We start from the raw sequence: 21,271 nt of genomic DNA on the forward strand, positions 1-21,271 counted from the left end.
TTAACCTTTTTTGAAAATGAATCTCCCGATACCAATTCCTAAAAATAAACCAATGATAAGGGTAAACCCTGCAATCCAATAAATAGAATTCTTAGCGGCTGATAAAAGAGGATTATCAAATAAATTCATAGAAACATGAGCGGATGCTATTAGCCACTTTCCTTTTTCTTTTACCAGAGTGGCAGTCCATCTACTCTTCGAATGAAATGAAATTCCATCAGTTAACTCAAAATAATCATCAGAGCCACCAAAGGATATTCCTACAGTCCCTCCTCCATATAAAATAGTTAACTCATCCACATTGATTTTAGTTCCAAATTTGTTTACTACTTTGTTTGGACCATCCAACATTCGTTTTAAGTATTTGGCGACTCCTTCAGGCCCTCGAACGGCTTCCGCATTGGCGAAAGTGATCACCGCATTTGGATGAACAAAAGGAAGAATTTTTGAAATATCTTTTGCCTCCATTGCTGATTCCAATTCTATTTTGAACTTTCGCAATTCATTATGAACAGGATCTTCTGCAATTAAATGCGAAGATGATAGAAAAATGATTGGAAAAAGTAGGAAAATTTTGATAAGTTTCATACGGATTTTAGAGAGGATCACCTATTAAAACTTTTGTCAAGATAAGAAATCTGATTCCAGGAAGAATAAATTTTGTCATCCAAATCCTAATATATCTTTCTTATGTATCCGTATTTGTATTTTTGAGATCTACATCCCTGAACCACCAAACAATTATATGTTTGGTTTCCCTCTCCTTTCTATTGTTAACTAATTACGCTCTTTTACACGAAGCGGCACATGGAAATTACCACAAAAATCCAAAACTCAATGCTTTCGGTGGTCGTCTTGCTGGCTTTTTATTCCCTATTTCCTATACTCTGGTCCGAGTAACCCATTCCAAACACCATGCCTGTAACAGAACTATTTATGAGTCCTTTGATTTGATCACAAAAAATGATAATCGAATGATCAAATACCTGCAATGGTACTCGATACTAACAGGTTTTTTTTGGCCTAGTGCTGTACTTGGGAATGTTTTGGTGGCTTTATTCCCCAATGCTCGAAATTGGAAAGTTTTTAAGAACCGTAAAAGCACTATGGTAATGTTAGAAGATCTAGTACCTTCTGATATTCCAAAAATTAGATGGGAGACTACAACCTACATATTGATTTGGAGTATTCTTTTTTACAGTGGGCTGATTCACCCAACGGGTATTGTCATCCTTTACTTTTGTTTTGCGATCAATTGGTCAACTAGGCAATACATCACTCACGCCTATACTCAAAGGAAGGTGGTAGAGGGTGCTTTTAATCTAGAGACATCAAGATGGCATGAATTACTTTTATTAAATGGGAATTGGGATAGAGAACATCATGAACATCCAGAGTTCCCCTGGACTCTTTTGCCAAGACTTGGGAAAAAAAGAAAAACAGATATATCATATTTGAAACAATATTGGAAGATGTGGTTAGGCCCTGTCCATTCTAAAGAACCGCCACCCCTTCCTCTCCCCGTAGAACGCCAGTTTTAAAACCAGATAAGTAAGTAAAAGACCACTGAAGATATCGAAGATATGGTGTTGATGGGTAAAAAGTACAGAAAGAACCAACAATATAAACCAAACGATGAATAAGAATTTCTCTTTTCTTTTTGCTTTAGGGAATAAAAACCGAAAGATCAAAGCGGAATAAGATACATGTAAGGAAGGAAATAAATTATGTGGATATTCTATTGTATACAGAAATTGGTATATGGAATGAAAGATAGAAAAAGACATAGGCTTAAGATATCCCAAACGTGCAGGTAGTAGAATAAAGCAAATAGAAGCAACAATTGTAATCAAAGAAAAACAAATACTAAGAAGGCGCATTTCCATCGGATGCAAATAGAAAAGAGGAAGAAAAAAAATTAAGTTTATCGAAAAATATATTAAGATCCAAGAAGGAAAGAATGGAATATTTTTTTCAAAGTTCAGATACAATTCTAAATGATCAGTTCTTTGAGATGCCAGATAATTTGTAGTCCCGTAAAAAATACAAAATAAAATTGTGAGTACAAATAAATGCGAAAAGAAATAAAAACATTCGTCACGGTTCGGAATCTTCATAGTTAAATGGATTAGTTTCACATTCTTTTGAATTTTATTTCTCTCGACGAACCATTTTCTTTTGGTAAATTCGGTTTATGTCTTTGATTCGCCTTCTCCAAAAAGAAATCCCATCAACTGTTTTGGATGAAACAGATCTATTCCTAAAAGCGAAATCAATTCTACCAAATATTACTTTTCAAGATATCGGAGCAGACCAATTAATCGAAATACAGAAATCACATGGAATTGATTTGGCGACGGCATTTCTCTATGATTTGATTTTAAACCGGTCCGGTGTTCCTTCATTTTACAAACAACTTTATTCTTTTTCTCCAGAGTCAGGGAAATTTGGGAAAATTAAAGGTAAGGTTTTAGCAGTTCCGGCTGGTCTTTATGAAGAATTGCCTGAGTATGCAGGTGACGGTTCACTTGTTTTGTCCATTGCTAAAAAATTTGGATTAGAGACTCTAAAAATACCAGTGCAAAGCAAAGGTAAAATCAACGACAATGTCAAAATAATTTATGAAACAATTGCTAAAGAGAAGGAGCCTTTGTATGTTTTTTCTTTTAGTAAGGGTGGATCCGATTTCAGAATGTTTTTAGAGAAATATCCAGAATTAAGTCCTCGAATTAAATTATGGGTATCTGTTGGTGGAATTCATAAAGGGTTACATTTAGTCGAACGTTTTGTCGGAAATTCAAAATTAAAAAATTTTTTTAGCAAATCATTGTTAAATGTAGTTGGGATTCCGTTGGAATTTGTATCTGATTTTTCACTCCAGCCAAATGATCTAAATAAACCATTCTCTCTTCCAAAAAACTTAAAGACAGTATCAGTCGTTGGATTTCCTATCGAATCCCACCTAAAGGGTACAATCCGAAGCCGTTACAAATATTTATCTTCTTTCGGGCCCAACGATGGGGTCACCCTACTTTTAGATGCAATCATACCAGATTCTCACATTATCCCTGTTTGGGGAACAGACCATTACTTTAGATCTCCAAAAATTTCAAATGTTTTTCATCAAATCTTTCATGCAATCTATAAAGGTTGGATTTAATGCAAGAAACTTGGTATTTGGTCTGTTCTTCCAAAGATTTACCTATCGGGAAAATACTCCCGTTTTCAACTGAAACACAAGAACTCATTCTTTTTCGAAACCAAACGAACGAAGTCATTGCTCTTGAAGGGATTTGTTCTCATCTTGGAGCTCATCTCAAAAATGCTAGTTGGTCAACCTCAGGAATTGTTTGTCCTCTCCATCATCTTTGTTTTGATTCAGAAGGGATATCAAATTCATCAACAATAGGGCAATACAAACAAAAGAAGTTTTCCACCAAAGAAACTTTTGGATCTATATTTGTATATATCGGATTAACGCCGAATTCTAGTTTTCCAACACTGGACCTCATACCAACTAATAAACAAATGTACCAAACATTCCCACAAAAGACAGTATCGACAAATTGGAAAGGAATTCTAGTAAACGCGTTCGATCCCATCCATTTAGAATTTGTTCATAAACGAAAGCTCATTAAAAAACCAGAAATCATTTGGAATAAAAAAACAAAAGTAATAGAACTTCGTTATACTTCTCAAGTGATTGGAAAGAAGTTATCAGATCTCCTCATGAAATGGATTTCCAAAAATAAAATCCAAGTAACCATTCGATGTTACCAAGGTTTGCTTTTTACTGTAGAATCTGACTTAGGAAAGATTAAGAGCCAATTGTTATTATCTCTCAATCCATTTTCCAAAGAAACTCAAATCTCAGGTGTATTCGTTCAGAAAAAAAGTTTACCTTTGCTAAATACGATCCGAATGTTTTTTGCCCGTTATTTATTTCAAAGATTTCTATTTGCTGATATAAAGCCATTAGAAGGAATGATTTTAAATCAAAATAATTTAAAAAATGATCCAATTTTAAAAGTGATTGGCAGTTATATAAAAACGATCGACAAATCATGTTGATAATGTTTAAGAACTTCTATAGCTATCAATCTTTTCCTTAATTTCCTAGGCCAATACAATAACAACTATCGCCTTCACATTTCCCAAATAATTTATCTTTATTTTCATTATTTGTCTTAAAGAATTCTATGATACTATACAGATTCTAAATACCGAATATCCACCATATGAATATCAAGACGAAAGATAAATGATTGTAGTAATATTCATGGCAGATACATTCAAAATTGCTAAAATAAAAAATAAATTGCCTAATCAAGTATAGTTTTCAATTTGCATTAAAAGTTTTTTTGAAAACCAAAATGCAAGAGATCAATATTAAGATAACTGAAAATATAAAGAAAGAGTCTATCATCACAGGATTCGAAAGAATACTTTTCGAACGTGACACTCACGGCAATATTTGGATTGGATCTTGGAACCAAAGCCCCATCCTCTATAAAAACGATGGAACCCAAATCACACGTTTCGAATTCCCTGTGGGATTTTATTTGGCTAGTGATAACCCTTTTCATTCCAATCAAGACAGTGTCTCGTTTGGATCTTCGGATTCAGTGGTTTACTTTAATGAGGATAAATTTTTTAATTTGCCTGCACCAAAATTACAAAACCCCGCACCATACCAAATATTAACCATTGGCCTATACACGTATGTGATATTTGCAAATACAGCCGGACGAAGGCAGATATATCGATGGGATGGATCTAGTTGGGAGCTCTTAAATTCAAAAATAGAATTCGAAAACTTAAGAAACTTAAAACAAGTCGGCAACAGGGTTTTGGTTACAGAAAATAATTTGGAAGTAGCTTACATCCTTGGTTTAGATGGGAAGTTCATCTCAGAATTTTCCACAAGTGGTGCTCCAATGAATATAGAAGTGAGTTCCGATAAAATATTTTTATATTCCGATTCTAAATTAGAAGTTAGGGATAAAGATGGAAACCTCAAACATACTTTAGATTTATATGATGAGACGATGAAATCTTACTTCGGATCCTATTTGGAGTTTATCGATATCTCCATCGAAAATGATTCCAACTTGACCTTACTATTGAAAGAAAGAAACAAAAATCCATCAAAGAAACATCTGTTGGATTTTAATTTGGATACATTAACTCTAACACCTCATCCTCTATACCACCAAATCACACCGGAACTAAATGTTCTCCAATTCGAAAAGGATAATTCGGGGGACTACTGGTTTAAAATCTCTGGCAAACATGGTTCAGAATCATTTCATATTTTAAGTAAGGAATTGGCCCTATGAAACAAAACACTAAACTCAAACTAGAAAAAGAAGACTTCTATTTTGGAAATTTAAAAGAAATCATTATTGATCGTATGTTGGTTTTTCAATCCTTAAAAGATAAATTTTCCAAAGCAGCAGAAAAAAATAAAAACAGATTGGACCAGAGTTTTTTAAAAGAGTTTGAAACCATTTACGGATTTAGGCCAGGAAAAGAAATCCTAGAATGGGAAAATTTAAAAAAAGCATATAGATCCGTTCTATATGAAGTCGCAGATGTCTGGAATATGATTGATCATCACTCAGCGGAAGAAGAGGAGATGGACGAAGACGGCGGATTTGACTATGCAATTTCATCAATAGAAAAACTCGTAAAACTAAAAGATCCAGAAGAGGCGCTCCGTTGGTTAGTAGGATCATATAGCGGGTTAATGTTTTTACTTAATGGCTCTTATGCGTTTGCCTCTGATGGAGGAGGAGATACCTCCTGGATTAATCTTCTACCAAACGAAAAGGAATCCATCGAGGTTAATTATTACAATCATGAGATTGGAGAATTAGAAAACCTGCCATATTATTCCATTAGTCATTTCATTGCCGAAAACTGGGATAATGAATCTAACGAAGGTTACGAAGATGATGATGAGGAAGAATTCGAAGAAGAAACTACGGATAAAAAAGAAAAAGAACCCATTTTGACCTCCCAAATCAAAGAAAGTGTCATTAAAGCTTTTGAGAAAGAAGCAGGGAAAGCCTATAAAAACAAACCGATTTACAACAACTCTTTAGATATGTTTGAAAGATCTTCTTGGTTACTTGGACATAGTTATGGAGATCCTGCGTATGCATTTACAGAAAAACTTGCAGATGCACCTTCCTATGCACTTTGGGAAGAAGAAAAAACAGATATAAAAAATCATCCTAACTTAGCAGCTTATTGGATCCTTCATCATTTCTATTTCAAAAATGAAGAAGCTTGTCGTGAAACAATCAAACTGGCAAGTAAATCAAAAGGAAAGATCATTACCGCACTAAGTGGGCACATCCTTAATTATTTAGATAATCAATCTAAAACTCTCTTTAACCTTCCTTCTGAAAAAGTAGAAAAAATTAGAACACAAACATTTGCAAATGCTGATCCAAAACAAATTGAACCAAAGAACATAAAAATTTATAATGATAGTTTAGGATTATCTGATTTAAAAACCATTTCCAAAAAAGAATTAGAATCTAGGTTAAAAACAGAAGAAAATTTGTTCAAACTGATAGAAGAATATCCAGAAGATGTAGCGACCCACGATATCATTTTGAAAGAAATCGCAAAAAAGGATAAAGATCTAAAAAACCTCATCGAAGATTATTTCCGCGAAAGAACTGACAGTGCTTACAATACTTGGCCATACAGCCAAGAGAAACTAGACAAACGACTTTCCCTAGCCATCAATGCTGCATTTCGACAAGGTTTAAAATACGATGCAGAAAATAAAAAAGCTTATTGTGGTATCACCAAAACAATAGGAATGTTAGATGATGATTATGCAATGGTTTCTCTTAAGGAATCTGTAAAAAAACTCAAACAAGACGACCCTAGAATGGAGTATGTGGTGGAGGCATTGATCAATAGCAACCATGCCGAATCAATATCCATTTTAGCTGAAGCAGCGTGGCGAACATTTGAAACTTTAGATAACGTAAAAGAAATTAGAGAAAAAGTCCAAAAAGAAGGACCTACCCTAAACAATATGTTTACTGTTTACACCCATCTAAACCAAGCATTACAGGAACGAATTTTAACTTTAGATGAAGTTTCAGTAAAACTAATTCAAAAACTTTTTACTTATAAAGATCATTTTGGATATTTTGGAATCAGTGCAGGGAATGCTTTTGCTGTCTGCGCTCATTTAGACTTAAAAGAACATACCGAACTCATTGCTAATTATGTAAGAAAAAGTTTTCAAATGAAAGGAAGGGATCGAGGAGCTTATTTAGAACTCAGTTCCATCATCAATGCATCAGAAGCGGCATTAGCTTGGGCGAAGATGGAACCAGATAAAGCAAAACTAGAACTACATGAATTCTTTTCTAAAATCGATGAGTCTGCTTATCCAGGAATTGCCATTGATTTAAAAGCATGTTATGTTGCAGGATTATTACGATTAGAACCAGACAATCAGGAATATTCAAAATTTGCAGAGCGAATTTTAGGAAATCGTGGCGACCAGGTTCGAGTGTATGGGATCATTCGCTGTATCAGGAAACTAGAATTACATAAGTTCAAAGACTATCTTTGGTATCATATCTATGCAGACCCAAATCCGATGGTTGATTATTCTTGGAGTTATATTGAAGTCGAAGCAAGGAGAGCATGGCTCACTTTAACGGGGGAGGAAGCACCAGATTTTGATTCCTCAGATGAATATGCATCCTCACTTGCAAGGAAAAGTAAATCATCGTTACCGGAAGCAATCCTTCATCCGGAAAAACATAGCATCCAACATGTATTTGAGAAAATTCGTGAGGAAAAGTACAAACATGAAGATGTCATCCGTTATGGGGGGCCTTGGCTTGTTGAGTCACTACGATATTCAATCGATGAATATAAATACTCAGGATCCTACGACAGATGGGAAGCAATCAAAGCACTTTTCATTCAAGGTAGCGGTGTATTCCCTTACTTTCTGGAAATTTTCCAACTGCCTTATGCGGCTCCTTCTTGGAAGTCCTATTTATTACAATTTATGCGAGTGATGGAACCTGAATCTATCAAATGGAACAAAGTTCTCAAAATGGATGCGAGCGAAATTAAAACTCTACTAGAACAACCTACTCCCGATTGGTATGTATGGACGGATTTACTAACTGCCCGATTGTTTTTGTTAGATGGTGATTCTTCGTTTGATACAATTTCTGCGGTGATTACACAACGCTTAAGTATGACAAATCAGGATGCATACGACTCCAGTATTTATGAAGAAGCTTTAGGGCTTCGTCTGCCACTCCTTTGGAGATGGTTCGGCAAAAAAGGAGATGATTCTATCCAATCACACTGGAAAAAAACAAAAACAAGTTCCGAAACAAGGACAATGTTGGATATGGCAGCAAGAAGGAAATTAGATAAGGAACTACCTGATATGCCAGAAATCAAAGATCCGGGGATTCTTCTCACTTTTTACCCAGAACAAAGAGAGTATGGTTGGCATACTTGGATTCATTTGACTCCAGATGTCATTCGGTTTGGAACGAGCGAATTTCATCTCCATTCTGTATTACAAGATTCAAAAACAGAATCTAGTATTACTAGTGCAAACAAACATTTGAAAATGGTTTGGGATATGGCACATATTTTAGGTTATACGGTTTCTAAGAAAAAACCGAAAGGAAAGAAGTAACGCCAGACAAATTCACTTTAAGTCATCCAGGCTAAGTCTTTATGAGAGTTTGGTTTGGATGACAATTGATTTAAGCAGGTTGTTTTTTCCCCACTGACTTTGCGTAATCACTGGGTGACATTTTTTTTAAAGATTTAAATGCTAAATTAAAATTTGCTTTGGAATTAAAACCCACTTGGTAAGCAAGTGAGAGTAAGTTGGCTTTTGGGTTTTCTTCAATCAAATGGCAAATCTCTGCAATCCGATATTCATTTACAAGTCGATTAAAGTTCATACCTAAATATGCATTTATATATTCACTGAGTTGGTAATCTTTAATTCCCAGCTGTTCGGCAAGATTTGCTAAATTTAAATCCTCTGTGCGGTACACATAATTTACATTGAATAAGGTATCCAAATCATGTTTTAGTTTTTCTAAATTTAAGTTTAGAATCCGAGAAGTTCGATAAGATTGGCGAAGTTCTGGGAGTAGATCCTTAAACAATTGATGATTGATTTCTGTTCCAATAAAAGCAACAACTGCCATAAGGGTAGCAAGCCCCGCAGTAAAATAAATTCCAGAATGCCAACGAAGAAAAGTACTTAGAAAGATAAAACTAGCAAAAGTAATATTACCTTTTAAAATCATTCCTAAAACTTGTACACCCAGTTTTGCTTCTTTGTTTGGATTCCGATAGAGGATCATTCTATACTGATAAATCATCAAAACAAAAGTACCTATCCAGTAAATACAACCAATGGCGGAAATCATTTCGGGAACAGAGAATGGTGCTCCCGCAAAACTTTGGTTCATGGATTGTGAAAGAAGATGCGGCGCCGTCCATTGTAAAAAAAGAAGTAATAAAACCACAATCAAAGTAGGATATAACCTTTTGAGTCCACCCAAGGGGACCGGCTCTGAACTGAGAAATTGTTCAATTGTATACTGCATACTTCCAGGTATGAGAAAGATAATGGGCACATAACCATGATTCAGTAGCGGAGTTTCGAATTCGTATCCAACATAAAGACGGTAGGCATAAAAAATCAAAATCCCACCAGAAAAGGCAGCCACTACAGCAAAGGGGAAACCTTTGGAACCTTTCTCTTTCACGAGAATTCCAATTCCTAATATGAAATGATACCAGGCACCAAACTGGAGCCACGAACCAAAGAACTCGAACATCTAGCAAAAATCGGACAAGATGCACGCTTTCGTCAACACTTTGGGAGGTCTTCGTACAAAGAATTAGTACAAAATGATGATATTAGACCTAAAAATTCGTCCAGAATTGCCATCTTGGACGCCAATTGGACGCATTCATGGTAAATTTGGGTCAATTCAGAGGCGAATTATGAAAAAGCAAAAAATCTACCGTCTGCTTTTGCCACTTGGGATCTTCCTCGCTGTGGCCTGCGGACAAAACGGAAACCAAAATTCGAAAGACAGCACAGCCGTACTCGGTTTGTTAAACGGAACTAACTCTTCCACATCAGCTTCACCAGAAGCCCTCCAACTCAGCAATGCAGCTCAATCCAGAGACATTCAATCTGCATTTGCAAAGGAAAATGATGGAAGTTTCACCTTCAATGATAACATCTCGTTTTTAAGTAACGATGGTGTCAAAATCACAGGAAACCTTTTTGTTCCCAAATCAGGAACTGGCCCCTTCCCTGCCGTAATCTTTGTCAATAGTTGGGCACTCAATGAATACGAATACATTGTTCCCGCAGCCAAACTTGCAAAAAAAGGTTATGTTGTATTTAGTTACAATACGAGAGGGTTTGGAACTTCTGGCGGACTTATCAATGTTGCAGGTCCTAAAGATATGCAAGATCTTTCTAAAGGAATTGATTTTCTATTAGCAAACGCTCCGGTCAACCAAGCAAACATTGGTATTGCGGGAATTTCTTACGGTGCGGGGATTTCTCTTCTTGGTCTTAGCAAAGAACCAAGAATCAAAACTGCCGTTGCTATGAGTGGATGGGGAAGTTTACCGGACTCATTGTACGGGAATCAAACTCCTAGACTTGTATGGGGATTACTTTTAGTCACTGCAGGTTATATCACAGGAAGAATGGATCCAATCATCGCGGAAAACTTTGGGAAACTTCTTGATACAAGAGATGTTGCAACAGTTTTGGCTTGGGCAAGTGAAAGATCACCGAACAGTGCTGTTGCTGCCTTAAATGCATCTGGTAAACCAGTGTATATTTCCAATAACTCACAAGACAATCTTTTCCAACCGAACCAAATCCTTCCCTATTTTGAACAATTAACCGTACCTAAGAAATTGGATTTGAATAATGGAATTCATGCAACTGCAGAAGTGGGTGGAATTCTTGGAATCGAAAACTATGTTTGGACGAACGCTTATGACTGGTTTGATTATTGGTTAAAAGGAGTCCAAAATGGAATTATGACGAAACCGAAAGTTTCCATTCAAAAACGGTTTTCTTCTTCTAGAGTTACATACGCAACTTGGCCAAACCCAAATAAAGTGGAACGAACTTACCATCTAAGACCTATGGGTCTTCTTTCTCCTGGTAAAATTACAACCACTACCAATACAAGTAATGGAAATGACACCATCCTTTCTGGAGGAACAAGTGCAACAACAGGGGTTCCTCTTCTTTCCGAAATTTTGGACGGGGCAGTATCTGTACCTGTCACTACCAATGTCAACTTAATTGATCGTACGAATGCAATGGTTTATATTTCTGATCCATTGACAAATATCCTCAAGATACGCGGGCGTACTTTTTACAAAGGTCGAATCAATAGTTCAGACAATGCCCCTCATGTAGTTGTATATTTGTATGAAGTTGATTTCTGGGGGACAGGAAAATTGATTTCTCATGGAACTGCCACCCTATTTGGTGTGAAAGGAAAAGACACAGACTTAAATGTTGATTTGCAAGCAGTTGCACACGACTTCCCTGTGGGTAGTCGCCTAGCTTTAGCGATTGACAACATTGATCCTATGTATGCAGTACCAAAACCAGTTTCTCTTTACACAACTACTTTTAAACACAGTACGACAACAGCTTCGACTCTTCGTTTCGAAAGTGAATAAGAGAAAATTTCACCTATAAATTGTTAGCTTTCTAATTGGGAGAGGATACCCTCTCCCTTTCTTTACTAACAAATGTCGAATACTCGCGCCCCGGATAGTAGCGGAAATCCTTTCGCAGACGCGAAAGATTGCAGCGGATAGCCGGAAATGGCGCCCAAGATTCATACTTTTTTTCCGTTAATCGATTACGATTAAGAATGGACTTTGGTGGTTCCAGGATCAGAATCAGTATGATCCACAAAAAAGGGAATCCCGTTGCCGATACATTATCACGCTGGTCTTCATTTACAAGATATCACCACCGAACTTGGAAAACAAATTAAGGAGAATCAAAAAGAGAATCCTCTCAAACGTCCGTTGGTGGTAGTGCCTAATCAAAACCTGATCCCGTGGTTGCGACTAAATTTACCTAAATTTGATGAATCAAACTTATCTTTAAATATTGAATTTACTTTTTTAGAAAAAGCGATTTTAAAAATTATATTTCAATATTTGAATATACCTGCTTACGAAGAAAAAACTGCGTTGTACCAATATGAAAGTTTAAAAAAAGATTGTTTTGCTCTACTCTATCGAAATCAAAAAGAAATTTTGAATGATTTTCCAGAGATCGAAACCTACTTAAAAGAAATTCCAAAATTATACTATCTTTCAGATATCCTCACAAAATATTTTAAAGATTACGAACTAAATCGAGAGGAATGGATTAAAGATTGGCTTGGCCTCGAGGCAAAACCAATTCCGAATGAATTAAAAAAAGACCCTTACTTTGCACTTGAAAAACAAATTTATACGGAGATTTTCAAAGACAGTTCAAAACCAAAGAATTTATTCCGTTATTTAGAAGAAGGAAAAAAATTATCACTCAGTGGCGATTTACATTTGTTTTGTTTATCAAATCTATCGGGAACCTATATCGATTTTCTAAAAGAAACAACATCAGGCCCTGACTCCAAACTGAATGTACATATTTATCAATTTCATAATGGGAAAATCATTGGAAAAAATTCAGAAAAAAACAAAAACCATCTTTCGAAATTTTCTAAACCACAATCCTATCTAGCAAAAGAATTTGCAAAAGGTGAGTATACCAAACAAAAATCTAAGTTTGTTAGTGGAGGTATGTTGTCCAAACTAAAAGCACAATTACTCGAAGAATCAACAAAACCAGAAAATTATTTGGAAGATCAAACAGTCAGAGTTTGGAATGCGCCTTCCGTATACCGTGAACTTGAATCCATAGCTCATGACATACTAAACAAAATAAGTTTAAGCAAAGGCAAACTCAATTTACTTGATTTTGCAATCCTTGTTCCGGATATGAACGAATATCGTTCTTCCATTGAATGGGTGTTTGATGGCGGAATTTATGCTTCACAGAAAGAAGGGACTTTACCCAAATTATTAAAACTACCCTACTCCATTACAGATTTAGCCGCCAAAGATACTTCAAAACTTTATTCCGCATTATCCACTTTGTTTCGATGTATCGTAAATAATAGGTTTGAAAAGGATGATATCCATACTTTATTCAAAAATCCACTCTTAACGGGACTTGGTGGAGACGAAGATGAGCCTTCTTCCCTGAAAGTTTTGGATCTAATTGATTCTTTAGGTTCAATTTACGAAGAAGGAAACCAATACAATCCATATACAATTTCCTTTGGACTGAAACGTGCAGTGGTGTCGATGGTTCTAGACGAAAAAACTGCTTGGGAAGAAGCAGAAGTTGTTACAAAAGAAATATCTTCCGACAAAACAATCATTCAATTTGTAGAAATTTGGAATCGCATCAAAAAAATACAATGGGATTTAAAAGAAAGTATTTTAAAATATTCTAATGAAGAACGTTATTTAATTTTTGAAACTCTTTTTCAAGAATTGTTCCTCTTTGAAGGTGATTTAGAAAACGAACGGAATTATTTCAACGAATGGTTACGATCCATACAATCTTGGTGTCATACTGACTGGAAAAGTCCGAAAGACTTTTTGGAAATGCTGTTGATGATTACAGAGGAAGTTTTTTCTAACATACCAATGCAGAAAGGGAACTACTTAACCGAAGGGATCACGATCTCTCTTTTACAACCCATGCGACCCATTCCTTTTTTACATATATACATTGCAGGACTAGGAGAAGGAAAATTTCCAGGTTCGGTTGATCGATCAAGGTTTAATTTACGTAGATTTGATTCCAAACCTTGGGATCTCAGTAGAAGAGAAATCCAAGAATCCCTTTTCTGGGAATCAATCCTTTCTGCAGAAGAAAGTATTACATTTTCCTATGTAGGGAAAAATACACTGGAAGACAAAGAATTCGAACCATGTTCAACTCTATTTGAAGTGATGACCACAATGGATATAAAAAAAGCCGTTGAATTGCCGCTAACATCCTATAGTCGGTTCTACGACGAAACACAATTCCCATCTTTTGACTATGTCCGCAATATTAAAACCTATAGAGAATCAAGTGAAGCACCAGACAGTCCAGACTTTACAAATCCAGATTTACTGACAGAATCAGAAGTTGTTAGAAAACAGACCAATATCATTTCAGTCCAACAGTTATCCAATGGATTGAAAAATCCGATCCTAAGTTCTCTTTCAGAAAATCTTGGAAAAGTTTGGGAGGAAGACGAAGAGTCAGCAGAGGAACCTTTCCGACTGAATGCTTTAGAAATTTTTACGGTTAAAAAAACTTTTATCCCTATCTTTACAGAATCATTGGTGACTGAAAAAGGTTGGACTTGGGACGCGGATCGGATCCGAAAACATTTAGAAGATTACACTTTTAAAAAGGAAAAAGAAAGCGAATTTCCTTATGGAGCCTTTCATATTGTATCTTCCAAAGTTTTATTAGAAGAGTTAGAAACCATTTCCGAAAGATTTCGTTTTTTTAAAGAATCTATCTTTGATCAAAATGATGGTTCCGTTTATTTAAAAGCTGTCTCCATGGGTGATACAGGTCTACGAGAATGTAAAAAAATCGAACCATTCCAGATAACAGATGTTGATTCTATCAATGGTGAATGGGAAAATCTAATCGAAAGAGATGGAACTTTTTATTGGTTTTATACAGGTAGTTTGTATGAGAAACCCAAACAACCAAATGATTACCTAAAGGATTATTTAGGTAAAATGGCTCTGATCTTCATTACTGCTTGTTTATTTCAAAGTATAGGGAAAAAACTTGTGGTGATCCCAACAAACTCGAAAGATTTCAAAACGGAAGACTTCCTTGATTTTTCGAATCTTTCTGAATCAGAAAGTAGATCTTATTTAAGTTCCGTATACAAACTAGTTACAGAAGAAAACCCCCGATACATCCCAAATGCTGGTTTGAATATATTCTTTTCTAAAAATTCATTCGAAGAATTGGAAAAAAATCCAGAAACCATTGATCCCATGTGGAATGAACTTCTTTTGGAAGAATCGGAAACCATTTTACATTTTGAAAATAAACTAATGAAACTATCTCCACATACCAAAACATTACTAGAACAGTTTTCTCCTCATTCGGTATGGAATGTGTTTCTGCCGCTTCTAAAAAAAGGATTCTAAACTATGGATCATCCCCTACTCCAGAAACCTAAATTCATTGAAGCTTCTGCCGGAACAGGAAAAACACACCTAATCATGCAAATGTTAGGTGAAATCATGCAATATGATGTAGATCATAACATTTCTGAAAATCGAATTTTAAATACACTCATCCTCACTTTCACAGAAAAGGCTGCAGGCGAACTCAAGGCGAGACTTAAATCCAAAATTTTAGAACTATCTGATGAGGGGAAAAAACCTGAATTCTATCGTTATCTAAGAGACTTAGACCAAGTGACCATTTCCACCATCCATGGTTTTTGTAATATGGTTTTAAAAGAATATCCGATAGAAACACAAAACAATCCCAATTTTCAACTAACAAACACAGATGAAATTGTTAAAAATAGTTTTTACCAATTAAAGCGAAACCACTGGGATGGGAAAAATTCAGAGGAACTTGCGGAATCATTAATTGAATCAAAAGCCTTAGAAAACGAATCGAATATTACTTTTGCAGTTTCAAAACTTCTTTCTGATACAAAAAACTACTACTTCCCCAAAAATTTGACCATCGAAGGAATCATTTCTTCTCCAAAAATTGAAATCATTCTCCCTAATTTAAAACAAATCATCCTCACATTAGAGGGAAAAGTCGGACAATCAATTCTAGGCCAAGGAGACAAAAGGACCTCGCAGAAATGGTTAGAGGCTTGGTCATCTTTAAACCAATTCATCTTGGCCATAAGTGCCAAAGATAACAAACAACTCAAATCTGAGTTACTCAGAATTAAAAATTTCAAAAGGACCTCGGAAGGTGCAAATTACCAAGGGTTCTCCTATTTATTATTAACTGGAAAAACTATTGTCAAAAATTTAAACAAAGAAGCAGTAGAACTCCAATCTTCCATAACTAATTTGGTCACTTTACTTGAAGAAACTTTCCCTATAGAGGAAATTGATTTAGACGGAAAATGGTTTTTACAAGAAACGGTTTTTCGGTTAGTAGAAAAATCAAAATCGCAGTTAAATACAAATGATACACTGACTTATGATCAGATGATTCTCAAAGTTTATGAAGCAGTTGTGACTTCTCCTAATACTTCATTAATCACATCCCTTAAAGAACGATATCAAGTTTGTATTTTGGATGAATTTCAAGATACAGACAAAAACCAATACCAAATTTTTCGTTCTCTTTTTGTGGATCCTAATGACCAAACTCGAATGTTGTTTTGTATTGGAGACCCAAAACAAAGTATCTACGGCTTTAGAGGAGCAGATATTGGAATTTATCTGGAAGCTGAAAAAGACTTTCCAAACTCGAAAGCAACTTTATCAACAAATTATCGATCCACCAAAGAAATTATAGAAGCTCTGAATCTCCTTTTCCATGACGAAAGCAAAGAACTTGGAGAAACTAGTTTTTTCCCAATCGAAGAACCGGGTTCAAAGAAAGAAAACTATCAGTACCATCCGGTTGATTATCCAAAGAGTTCTGAAATTAAATATCAGTATACAGATCCAAATGAATTTGGAATTCATATCATCCAATACCCAGATAAATTCCAGAATGTTAGCCGAGCGCGGATCCAATGGGCAGAATCTATAAAAGATGAAATCCTATCTTTTAAACAAAAGAAACAATCCTTAGTTTTTCTTAAAAAAGACAACCCTAACCATCAAGAAGTAAGGCTTAAAGATATAGCTGTGTTATGTGGTAGCAAAAACGAAACTGAACTTGTTGAAAAGGTTTTATCAAAGGCAGGAATCCCATGTTCCATATACAAACAAAGGGGTGTCTTTCAATCGAAAGAAGCAGATCAAATTGAGAACTTACTAGAATGTCTCATTGATTCCAATAGCTCTCGTTCCTACAAAAGAATTCTCTTTTCTGAACTATTCAGTGTTCGGGCGGAAAATCTATCCAAATACAATGAACATTCTATAGATTCATACGAAAAATCTTTAATCGATGTTTGGCTAAAACTAATTCGAGACAATCGGTATGCAGCGTTTTTTCGTTCTGTGATGGACGAAACAAAAATACTTTGGAACCATGAAACTAAAAACCTAGAATGGGAACGAAAACGAACCAATTACCGACAAATTTTTCAAAGATTACTTGAATTTCAAATCAGAACTAATGCAAGTCTTTCGGAGTTACTGGATGAACTACGAGAGCTTAAACAGAAAAAAACTTCCCCGGAGGAAGAACCACTCTTTGACCGTGAAACAGAAGATGATGCAGTTCAGATTCTAACCATCCATGCCTCCAAAGGGTTGGAATGGCCCATCATATTTTTATACTATTTTGGAACCAGACCTCAAAGTTTAAACAACTACGAATACCCTACTCTCATTAAAGAAAACGGAAAAACAGAAAGAAAGTGGATTCTAAATCTCTGGGACTCTAAAGTCGGAAAACAAATTGAGTTCAATCATTTTATCAATGAACAAAAACGCCTGTTATATGTTGCCCTCACAAGACCAAATTTAAGATTATATTTGCCAAAACTATCCTGGGGAACAGATTTTACAAAAAAAACAGGGTATGGCAGTACTTTATTTCAAGAACTGGAAAGAATTCAAGAACTTGTTCTCTCTCGCAAAAACATAGACAGGCTTTTTTTATTCCGGAACGAAATGAATCCCGAGTCATTCGATCCGATTAGCGATACAAAAAAAACAAATCCATTAACTAAAGAGAAACAGAACCTTATTTTTCTTCCCACAGAAATCAAAGCAGGTAGAATCTTATTACAACATAGTTATACAAGTTTACAAACTTCTCAAAACGCTTTGATAAAAACCCAAGAGGACTCACAAAAAGAAATAGAAGAACTTTTGGAGCAAGAATCCATTAAAGTCAAAACCGATTTACCTTCCAACTCAAAAGTTGGAAATTTTCTTCATCGCATTCTAGAGTTATGTGATTTTTCGATATTTGAACTTCCCATTGAATCAATACAAAAACATCCATCGTGGCTTTGGGCATTTTCTGAGTCCATGCGGCAGTATCCCATCAAACTTCCATTTGACGCAGCGGATAGTTTAGACTTAGTTGTAGCGAAAGTTTTAAAACGAGCCATGATGGCAGAAATCACACTGGCTGATGGGGAAACTTTTTCCTTAAACAAATTGAAACCAGAAGAAAGATCCTCGGAATTAAAATTTCATCTCTATGTCCAAAAGATGTTAGAAGGACTTACAACAAATTTAACACCAGGATTTGAAAACTATCTCAAAGGTGCCATCGATTTGGTTTTCTGTAAAAATGGTAAATACTATATTGTGGATTATAAATCAAATCTTTTGCCGAATGAAGTTTATGATACAAAAGCAGTCACTACAGCAGTGGTTGAAAAAGGGTACCTAATTCAAAAGTCAGTTTATGCTCTCATTCTTTATGACTATCTTTCCTCACTTTATGGTAAAGAACTGGCTTTGGAACGTTTCGGTGGTGTTTATTATCTTTTTCTACGTGGGATGGGTATAGAAAAAAATTCCGGGATCTACTCTGATCTAAAAACATCGAAAGACCAATGGACGTCCGAAACATTTACGGCAATCAGGGCAGAGATTTTATCATATATCCAAGATGCTGCTTTTAGTTTGGAGAAATTATATTCATGAAACAAACAGAACCATCTTATTTAGAAATCGCAAAAGAAATTCTTAAACACTTTCCCAAGATTTCAAAAACCGAAGAAGAGTTAATCGCAAAACTAATTGAAGTCAATCAAAACGGAGATCTTTATTTATCTTCCATAGATTCACCTTCGATAGAAAATTTTAAAGATTCGTTTCCATTACACATAGAATCAACAGAAAACGAAAAAAGACTTTATTTCCAAAAAACGTATTCCGAAAAACTCCATTTTGAATCAAAAGTAAAAAGTTTACTAACAAATCGAAAGGACGGAAGTATATTAAACTCACAGGATATTCAAAAATTAGAATCCATCATTTCTACATTGGAATCCTCTTTTAAAAACCCCCTTGCCAAGGAACAAAAACAAGCTGTCATTGAATCCATCACCTCCTCCTTTCGAATCATTGCTGGAGGTCCTGGAACTGGCAAAACAACTGTTGTTTCATTCATACTCAAACTTCTCGATCAATTACAAAAACTACCAACTACAAATCGAATCGCACTTGTCGCACCAACAGGGAGAGCTGCCCAAAGATTAACCGAATCTATCCAAAAGAATTTAAATTTCTTTCAAGATACGAAGGATCTAGCCTCTTCTTTAAGAGGACAAACCATCCACAACCTTCTAAAAATATTTCCAGACGAACCAAAAGCATATTTTGGAGAAAATCGTTATTTGCCATTTGATCTCATCATCATGGATGAAACTTCTATGGTTGATTTAACACTTATGAATTTGTTCTTGGATTCCATTGATGATAAAACCCACCTAATTCTATTAGGCGATCCAAACCAACTTCCCTCTGTGGGCCAAGGAGAAGTATTGGCAGATTTACTCACTGAGTTCAAAACCCAAGGAAAGTTTGTTTCAGAATTAAAAATAAACCACAGATCATCGATTTCTTCTGAGTTTAGCAAATTTGCAGAACTAGTTAAAAACTCCTTCGAACTAGAAAATGCCATCGTCCAATTCCCCAATCCAAAAATAGGGTTACTAAACGAATTAAAAACGGAAGCCGACTTTATCTGGTTGCAAAAGGAAGAACCAAGCCCTACTCTTCCACTCCCTTACAAAGACTGGAAAGGAGAAGATTTAATTCAGTATCTTTGGAAGGATTTCTTTTTGCCTACGGCAAAAAAGGCAGCAGACTTTCATTGGAACCAAAAAGACTTAACAGATGGAAGCAACAAAAATTCTTTCGAAGATTTAATTTCTGAATATCGATGTTTAACCATTTTAAGAAATGGTTATTATGGAATTGAATCTATACAAACAAGGATTCTAAACCTAGCAAAAAAACAATTAACTTCACTAGGAACCAATCCTGATAGTATTGAATATAGGCACTTGGCAAAGTCTTTTTACTTTCAAGGAATGCCTATTATGATCAAAAGAAATGATCAAATCAGAAAACTATTCAATGGAGACATTGGCCTAGTTTTAAAAATTGGTTCTGAACTCCGTGCCGTATTCCCAATTGAAAACAGATTGTATTCGTTTGCTTTAGATACTCTACCCGAACATGAACCTGCTTTTTTTCTGACAATTCACAAAAGCCAAGGATCAGAATACAACACAATCCTATTGTATCTTCCTCCTCTACCGTCTTTAAATTCAGAAAATGCAAAGGAAGTTTCTCTCTTAAATCGCCGAATTTTATATACGGCAATCACGAGAGCCAAAAAAAAAGTAATCCTTATGGGTGATTACAATACCTGGAAACTAGGTTTAGAAACATTCCGAAGACGAAAAACAGGATTTCGGTTATCTTAATTGTTTTAAAACAGATTCTAAATCTCCTAGAACCAAACTACCGCCAGAATTTAAAATCGAAAACTCCAACATTAAATTAATACTATTTCCAAAATCCTCGTTTAATAGATACCCATCTTCATCGATCGCATAACCAGAAACATGCTGCTTTGTTAAAATTCGAGAAGAAACAATTTCAGGAAGAGTGCGTTTATCATTTACATAACCATAAACAAGTTTTCCTTTAGCGTAAGCATATCCAATTTCAAAAGCCGTTCCATCATCAATACACGCACCTCGAAAAGGATTACAATTCGCTATGACAATATCACTCTGCTCAATCAGCTTCACGTTCTCTTGGAATATTTTTTTTGCCTTTGAAAGCCCCTCTTCATCCATTACTTCTCCATCAAAAGGAGTAAAAGTCCGGTACCCGTAGGATTCACAAAGATTTTTAGCTTTTGAAAGAGTTTCCAAAGCATTTGGCAAAAAAACTTCGGGGCCCGCAAGATAGATGGTTTTCATACTTCAATTCTATCTGGAGCCACGAGAAAATATAA

13 protein-coding genes are annotated in these 21,271 nt (G+C 35.4%); 9 read left to right on the forward strand and 4 right to left on the reverse strand.

The window, feature by feature from the left end; all coding sequences use genetic code 11:
- Positions 1–588, reverse strand: a complete 588-nt coding sequence (locus CH361_RS18335) for a YybH family protein (RefSeq protein WP_100792280.1) — start codon at positions 586–588, stop codon at positions 1–3.
- Between the two features lie 122 nt (positions 589–710).
- Between CH361_RS18335 and CH361_RS18340 the strand changes: the two genes are divergently transcribed.
- The gene (locus tag CH361_RS18340) at positions 711–1,541 is read left to right on the forward strand and encodes a fatty acid desaturase family protein (RefSeq protein WP_165782284.1); all 831 of its coding nucleotides are present in this window, start codon (positions 711–713) and stop codon (positions 1,539–1,541) included.
- Here the strand turns inward: CH361_RS18340 and CH361_RS19915 are convergent.
- On the reverse strand, positions 1,479–2,117 hold the full coding sequence (locus CH361_RS19915; RefSeq protein WP_167880103.1) for a phosphatase PAP2 family protein: 639 nt from the start codon (positions 2,115–2,117) through the stop codon (positions 1,479–1,481). The two genes, CH361_RS18340 and CH361_RS19915, sit on opposite strands and share 63 nt — an antisense overlap.
- 77 nt (positions 2,118–2,194) lie before the next feature.
- Here CH361_RS19915 and CH361_RS18350 point away from each other — a divergent pair, with 77 nt between their 5' ends.
- From CH361_RS18350 to CH361_RS18365, 4 genes are all read left to right on the forward strand, one after another.
- Positions 2,195–3,160 carry a hypothetical protein gene (locus CH361_RS18350; RefSeq protein WP_100792283.1) on the forward strand — a complete coding sequence of 322 codons (966 nt, stop codon included), beginning with the start codon at positions 2,195–2,197 and terminating at the stop codon, positions 3,158–3,160.
- Entirely contained in the window at positions 3,160–4,071 is a 912-nt protein-coding gene (locus CH361_RS18355) for a Rieske 2Fe-2S domain-containing protein (protein ID WP_100792284.1), read from the forward strand. Before CH361_RS18350 ends, CH361_RS18355 begins: the two co-directional genes overlap by 1 nt.
- A 302-nt stretch (positions 4,072–4,373) precedes the next feature.
- Entirely contained in the window at positions 4,374–5,339 is a 966-nt protein-coding gene (locus CH361_RS18360) for a hypothetical protein (protein WP_100792285.1), read from the forward strand.
- A complete protein-coding gene (locus tag CH361_RS18365; protein ID WP_100792286.1) occupies positions 5,336–8,707 on the forward strand; it encodes a hypothetical protein in 3,372 nt (1,123 codons plus the stop codon). Before CH361_RS18360 ends, CH361_RS18365 begins: the two co-directional genes overlap by 4 nt.
- Positions 8,708–8,777: 70 nt before the next feature.
- On the opposite strand, the gene CH361_RS18370 is transcribed toward CH361_RS18365, so the two are convergent.
- Positions 8,778–9,872 carry a helix-turn-helix domain-containing protein gene (locus CH361_RS18370; protein ID WP_100792287.1) on the reverse strand — a complete coding sequence of 365 codons (1,095 nt, stop codon included), beginning with the start codon at positions 9,870–9,872 and terminating at the stop codon, positions 8,778–8,780.
- Positions 9,873–10,041: 169 nt separating this feature from the next.
- Here CH361_RS18370 and CH361_RS18375 point away from each other — a divergent pair, with 169 nt between their 5' ends.
- The 4 genes from CH361_RS18375 (at position 10,042) to recD (ending at position 20,732) form a co-directional block, all read left to right on the forward strand.
- Positions 10,042–11,763, forward strand: a complete 1,722-nt coding sequence (locus tag CH361_RS18375) for an alpha/beta fold hydrolase (protein WP_100792313.1) — start codon at positions 10,042–10,044, stop codon at positions 11,761–11,763.
- 255 nt (positions 11,764–12,018) lie between these two features.
- Positions 12,019–15,324: an exodeoxyribonuclease V subunit gamma gene (locus tag CH361_RS18380; RefSeq protein ID WP_100792288.1), complete on the forward strand. Its 3,306-nt coding sequence runs from the start codon at positions 12,019–12,021 to the stop codon at positions 15,322–15,324.
- 3 nt (positions 15,325–15,327) lie between these two features.
- Positions 15,328–18,939: a UvrD-helicase domain-containing protein gene (locus CH361_RS18385; RefSeq protein ID WP_100792289.1), complete on the forward strand. Its 3,612-nt coding sequence runs from the start codon at positions 15,328–15,330 to the stop codon at positions 18,937–18,939.
- Positions 18,936–20,732 (forward strand): exodeoxyribonuclease V subunit alpha, encoded by a 1,797-nt coding sequence (recD, locus tag CH361_RS18390; protein WP_100792290.1) that lies wholly within the window; start codon positions 18,936–18,938, stop codon positions 20,730–20,732. The genes CH361_RS18385 and recD overlap by 4 nt, the downstream gene beginning before the upstream one ends.
- On the opposite strand, the gene CH361_RS18395 is transcribed toward recD, so the two are convergent.
- On the reverse strand, positions 20,724–21,236 hold the full coding sequence (locus tag CH361_RS18395) for a nucleoside 2-deoxyribosyltransferase (RefSeq protein WP_100792291.1): 513 nt from the start codon (positions 21,234–21,236) through the stop codon (positions 20,724–20,726). The genes recD and CH361_RS18395 overlap by 9 nt on opposite strands.
- Positions 21,237–21,271 lie beyond the last annotated feature (35 nt).

It is taken from the genome of Leptospira brenneri, assembly GCF_002812125.1.
Classification (GTDB): Bacteria; Spirochaetota; Leptospiria; order Leptospirales; family Leptospiraceae; genus Leptospira_A; species Leptospira_A brenneri.

Excerpts from the sequence above, each read along its gene's own strand:
- CH361_RS18335 (WP_100792280.1), bottom strand. The coding sequence starts at position 588 with ATGAAACTTATCAAAATTTTCCTACTTTTTCCAATCATTTTTCTATCA.
- CH361_RS19915 (WP_167880103.1), bottom strand. The coding sequence starts at position 2,117 with ATGAAGATTCCGAACCGTGACGAATGTTTTTATTTCTTTTCGCATTTA.
- CH361_RS18350 (WP_100792283.1), top strand. The coding sequence starts at position 2,195 with ATGTCTTTGATTCGCCTTCTCCAAAAAGAAATCCCATCAACTGTTTTG.
- CH361_RS18355 (WP_100792284.1), top strand. The coding sequence starts at position 3,160 with ATGCAAGAAACTTGGTATTTGGTCTGTTCTTCCAAAGATTTACCTATC.
- CH361_RS18360 (WP_100792285.1), top strand. The coding sequence starts at position 4,374 with ATGCAAGAGATCAATATTAAGATAACTGAAAATATAAAGAAAGAGTCT.
- CH361_RS18365 (WP_100792286.1), top strand. The coding sequence starts at position 5,336 with ATGAAACAAAACACTAAACTCAAACTAGAAAAAGAAGACTTCTATTTT.
- CH361_RS18370 (WP_100792287.1), bottom strand. The coding sequence starts at position 9,872 with ATGTTCGAGTTCTTTGGTTCGTGGCTCCAGTTTGGTGCCTGGTATCAT.
- CH361_RS18375 (WP_100792313.1), top strand. The coding sequence starts at position 10,042 with ATGAAAAAGCAAAAAATCTACCGTCTGCTTTTGCCACTTGGGATCTTC.
- CH361_RS18385 (WP_100792289.1), top strand. The coding sequence starts at position 15,328 with ATGGATCATCCCCTACTCCAGAAACCTAAATTCATTGAAGCTTCTGCC.
- recD (WP_100792290.1), top strand. The coding sequence starts at position 18,936 with ATGAAACAAACAGAACCATCTTATTTAGAAATCGCAAAAGAAATTCTT.
- CH361_RS18395 (WP_100792291.1), bottom strand. The coding sequence starts at position 21,236 with ATGAAAACCATCTATCTTGCGGGCCCCGAAGTTTTTTTGCCAAATGCT.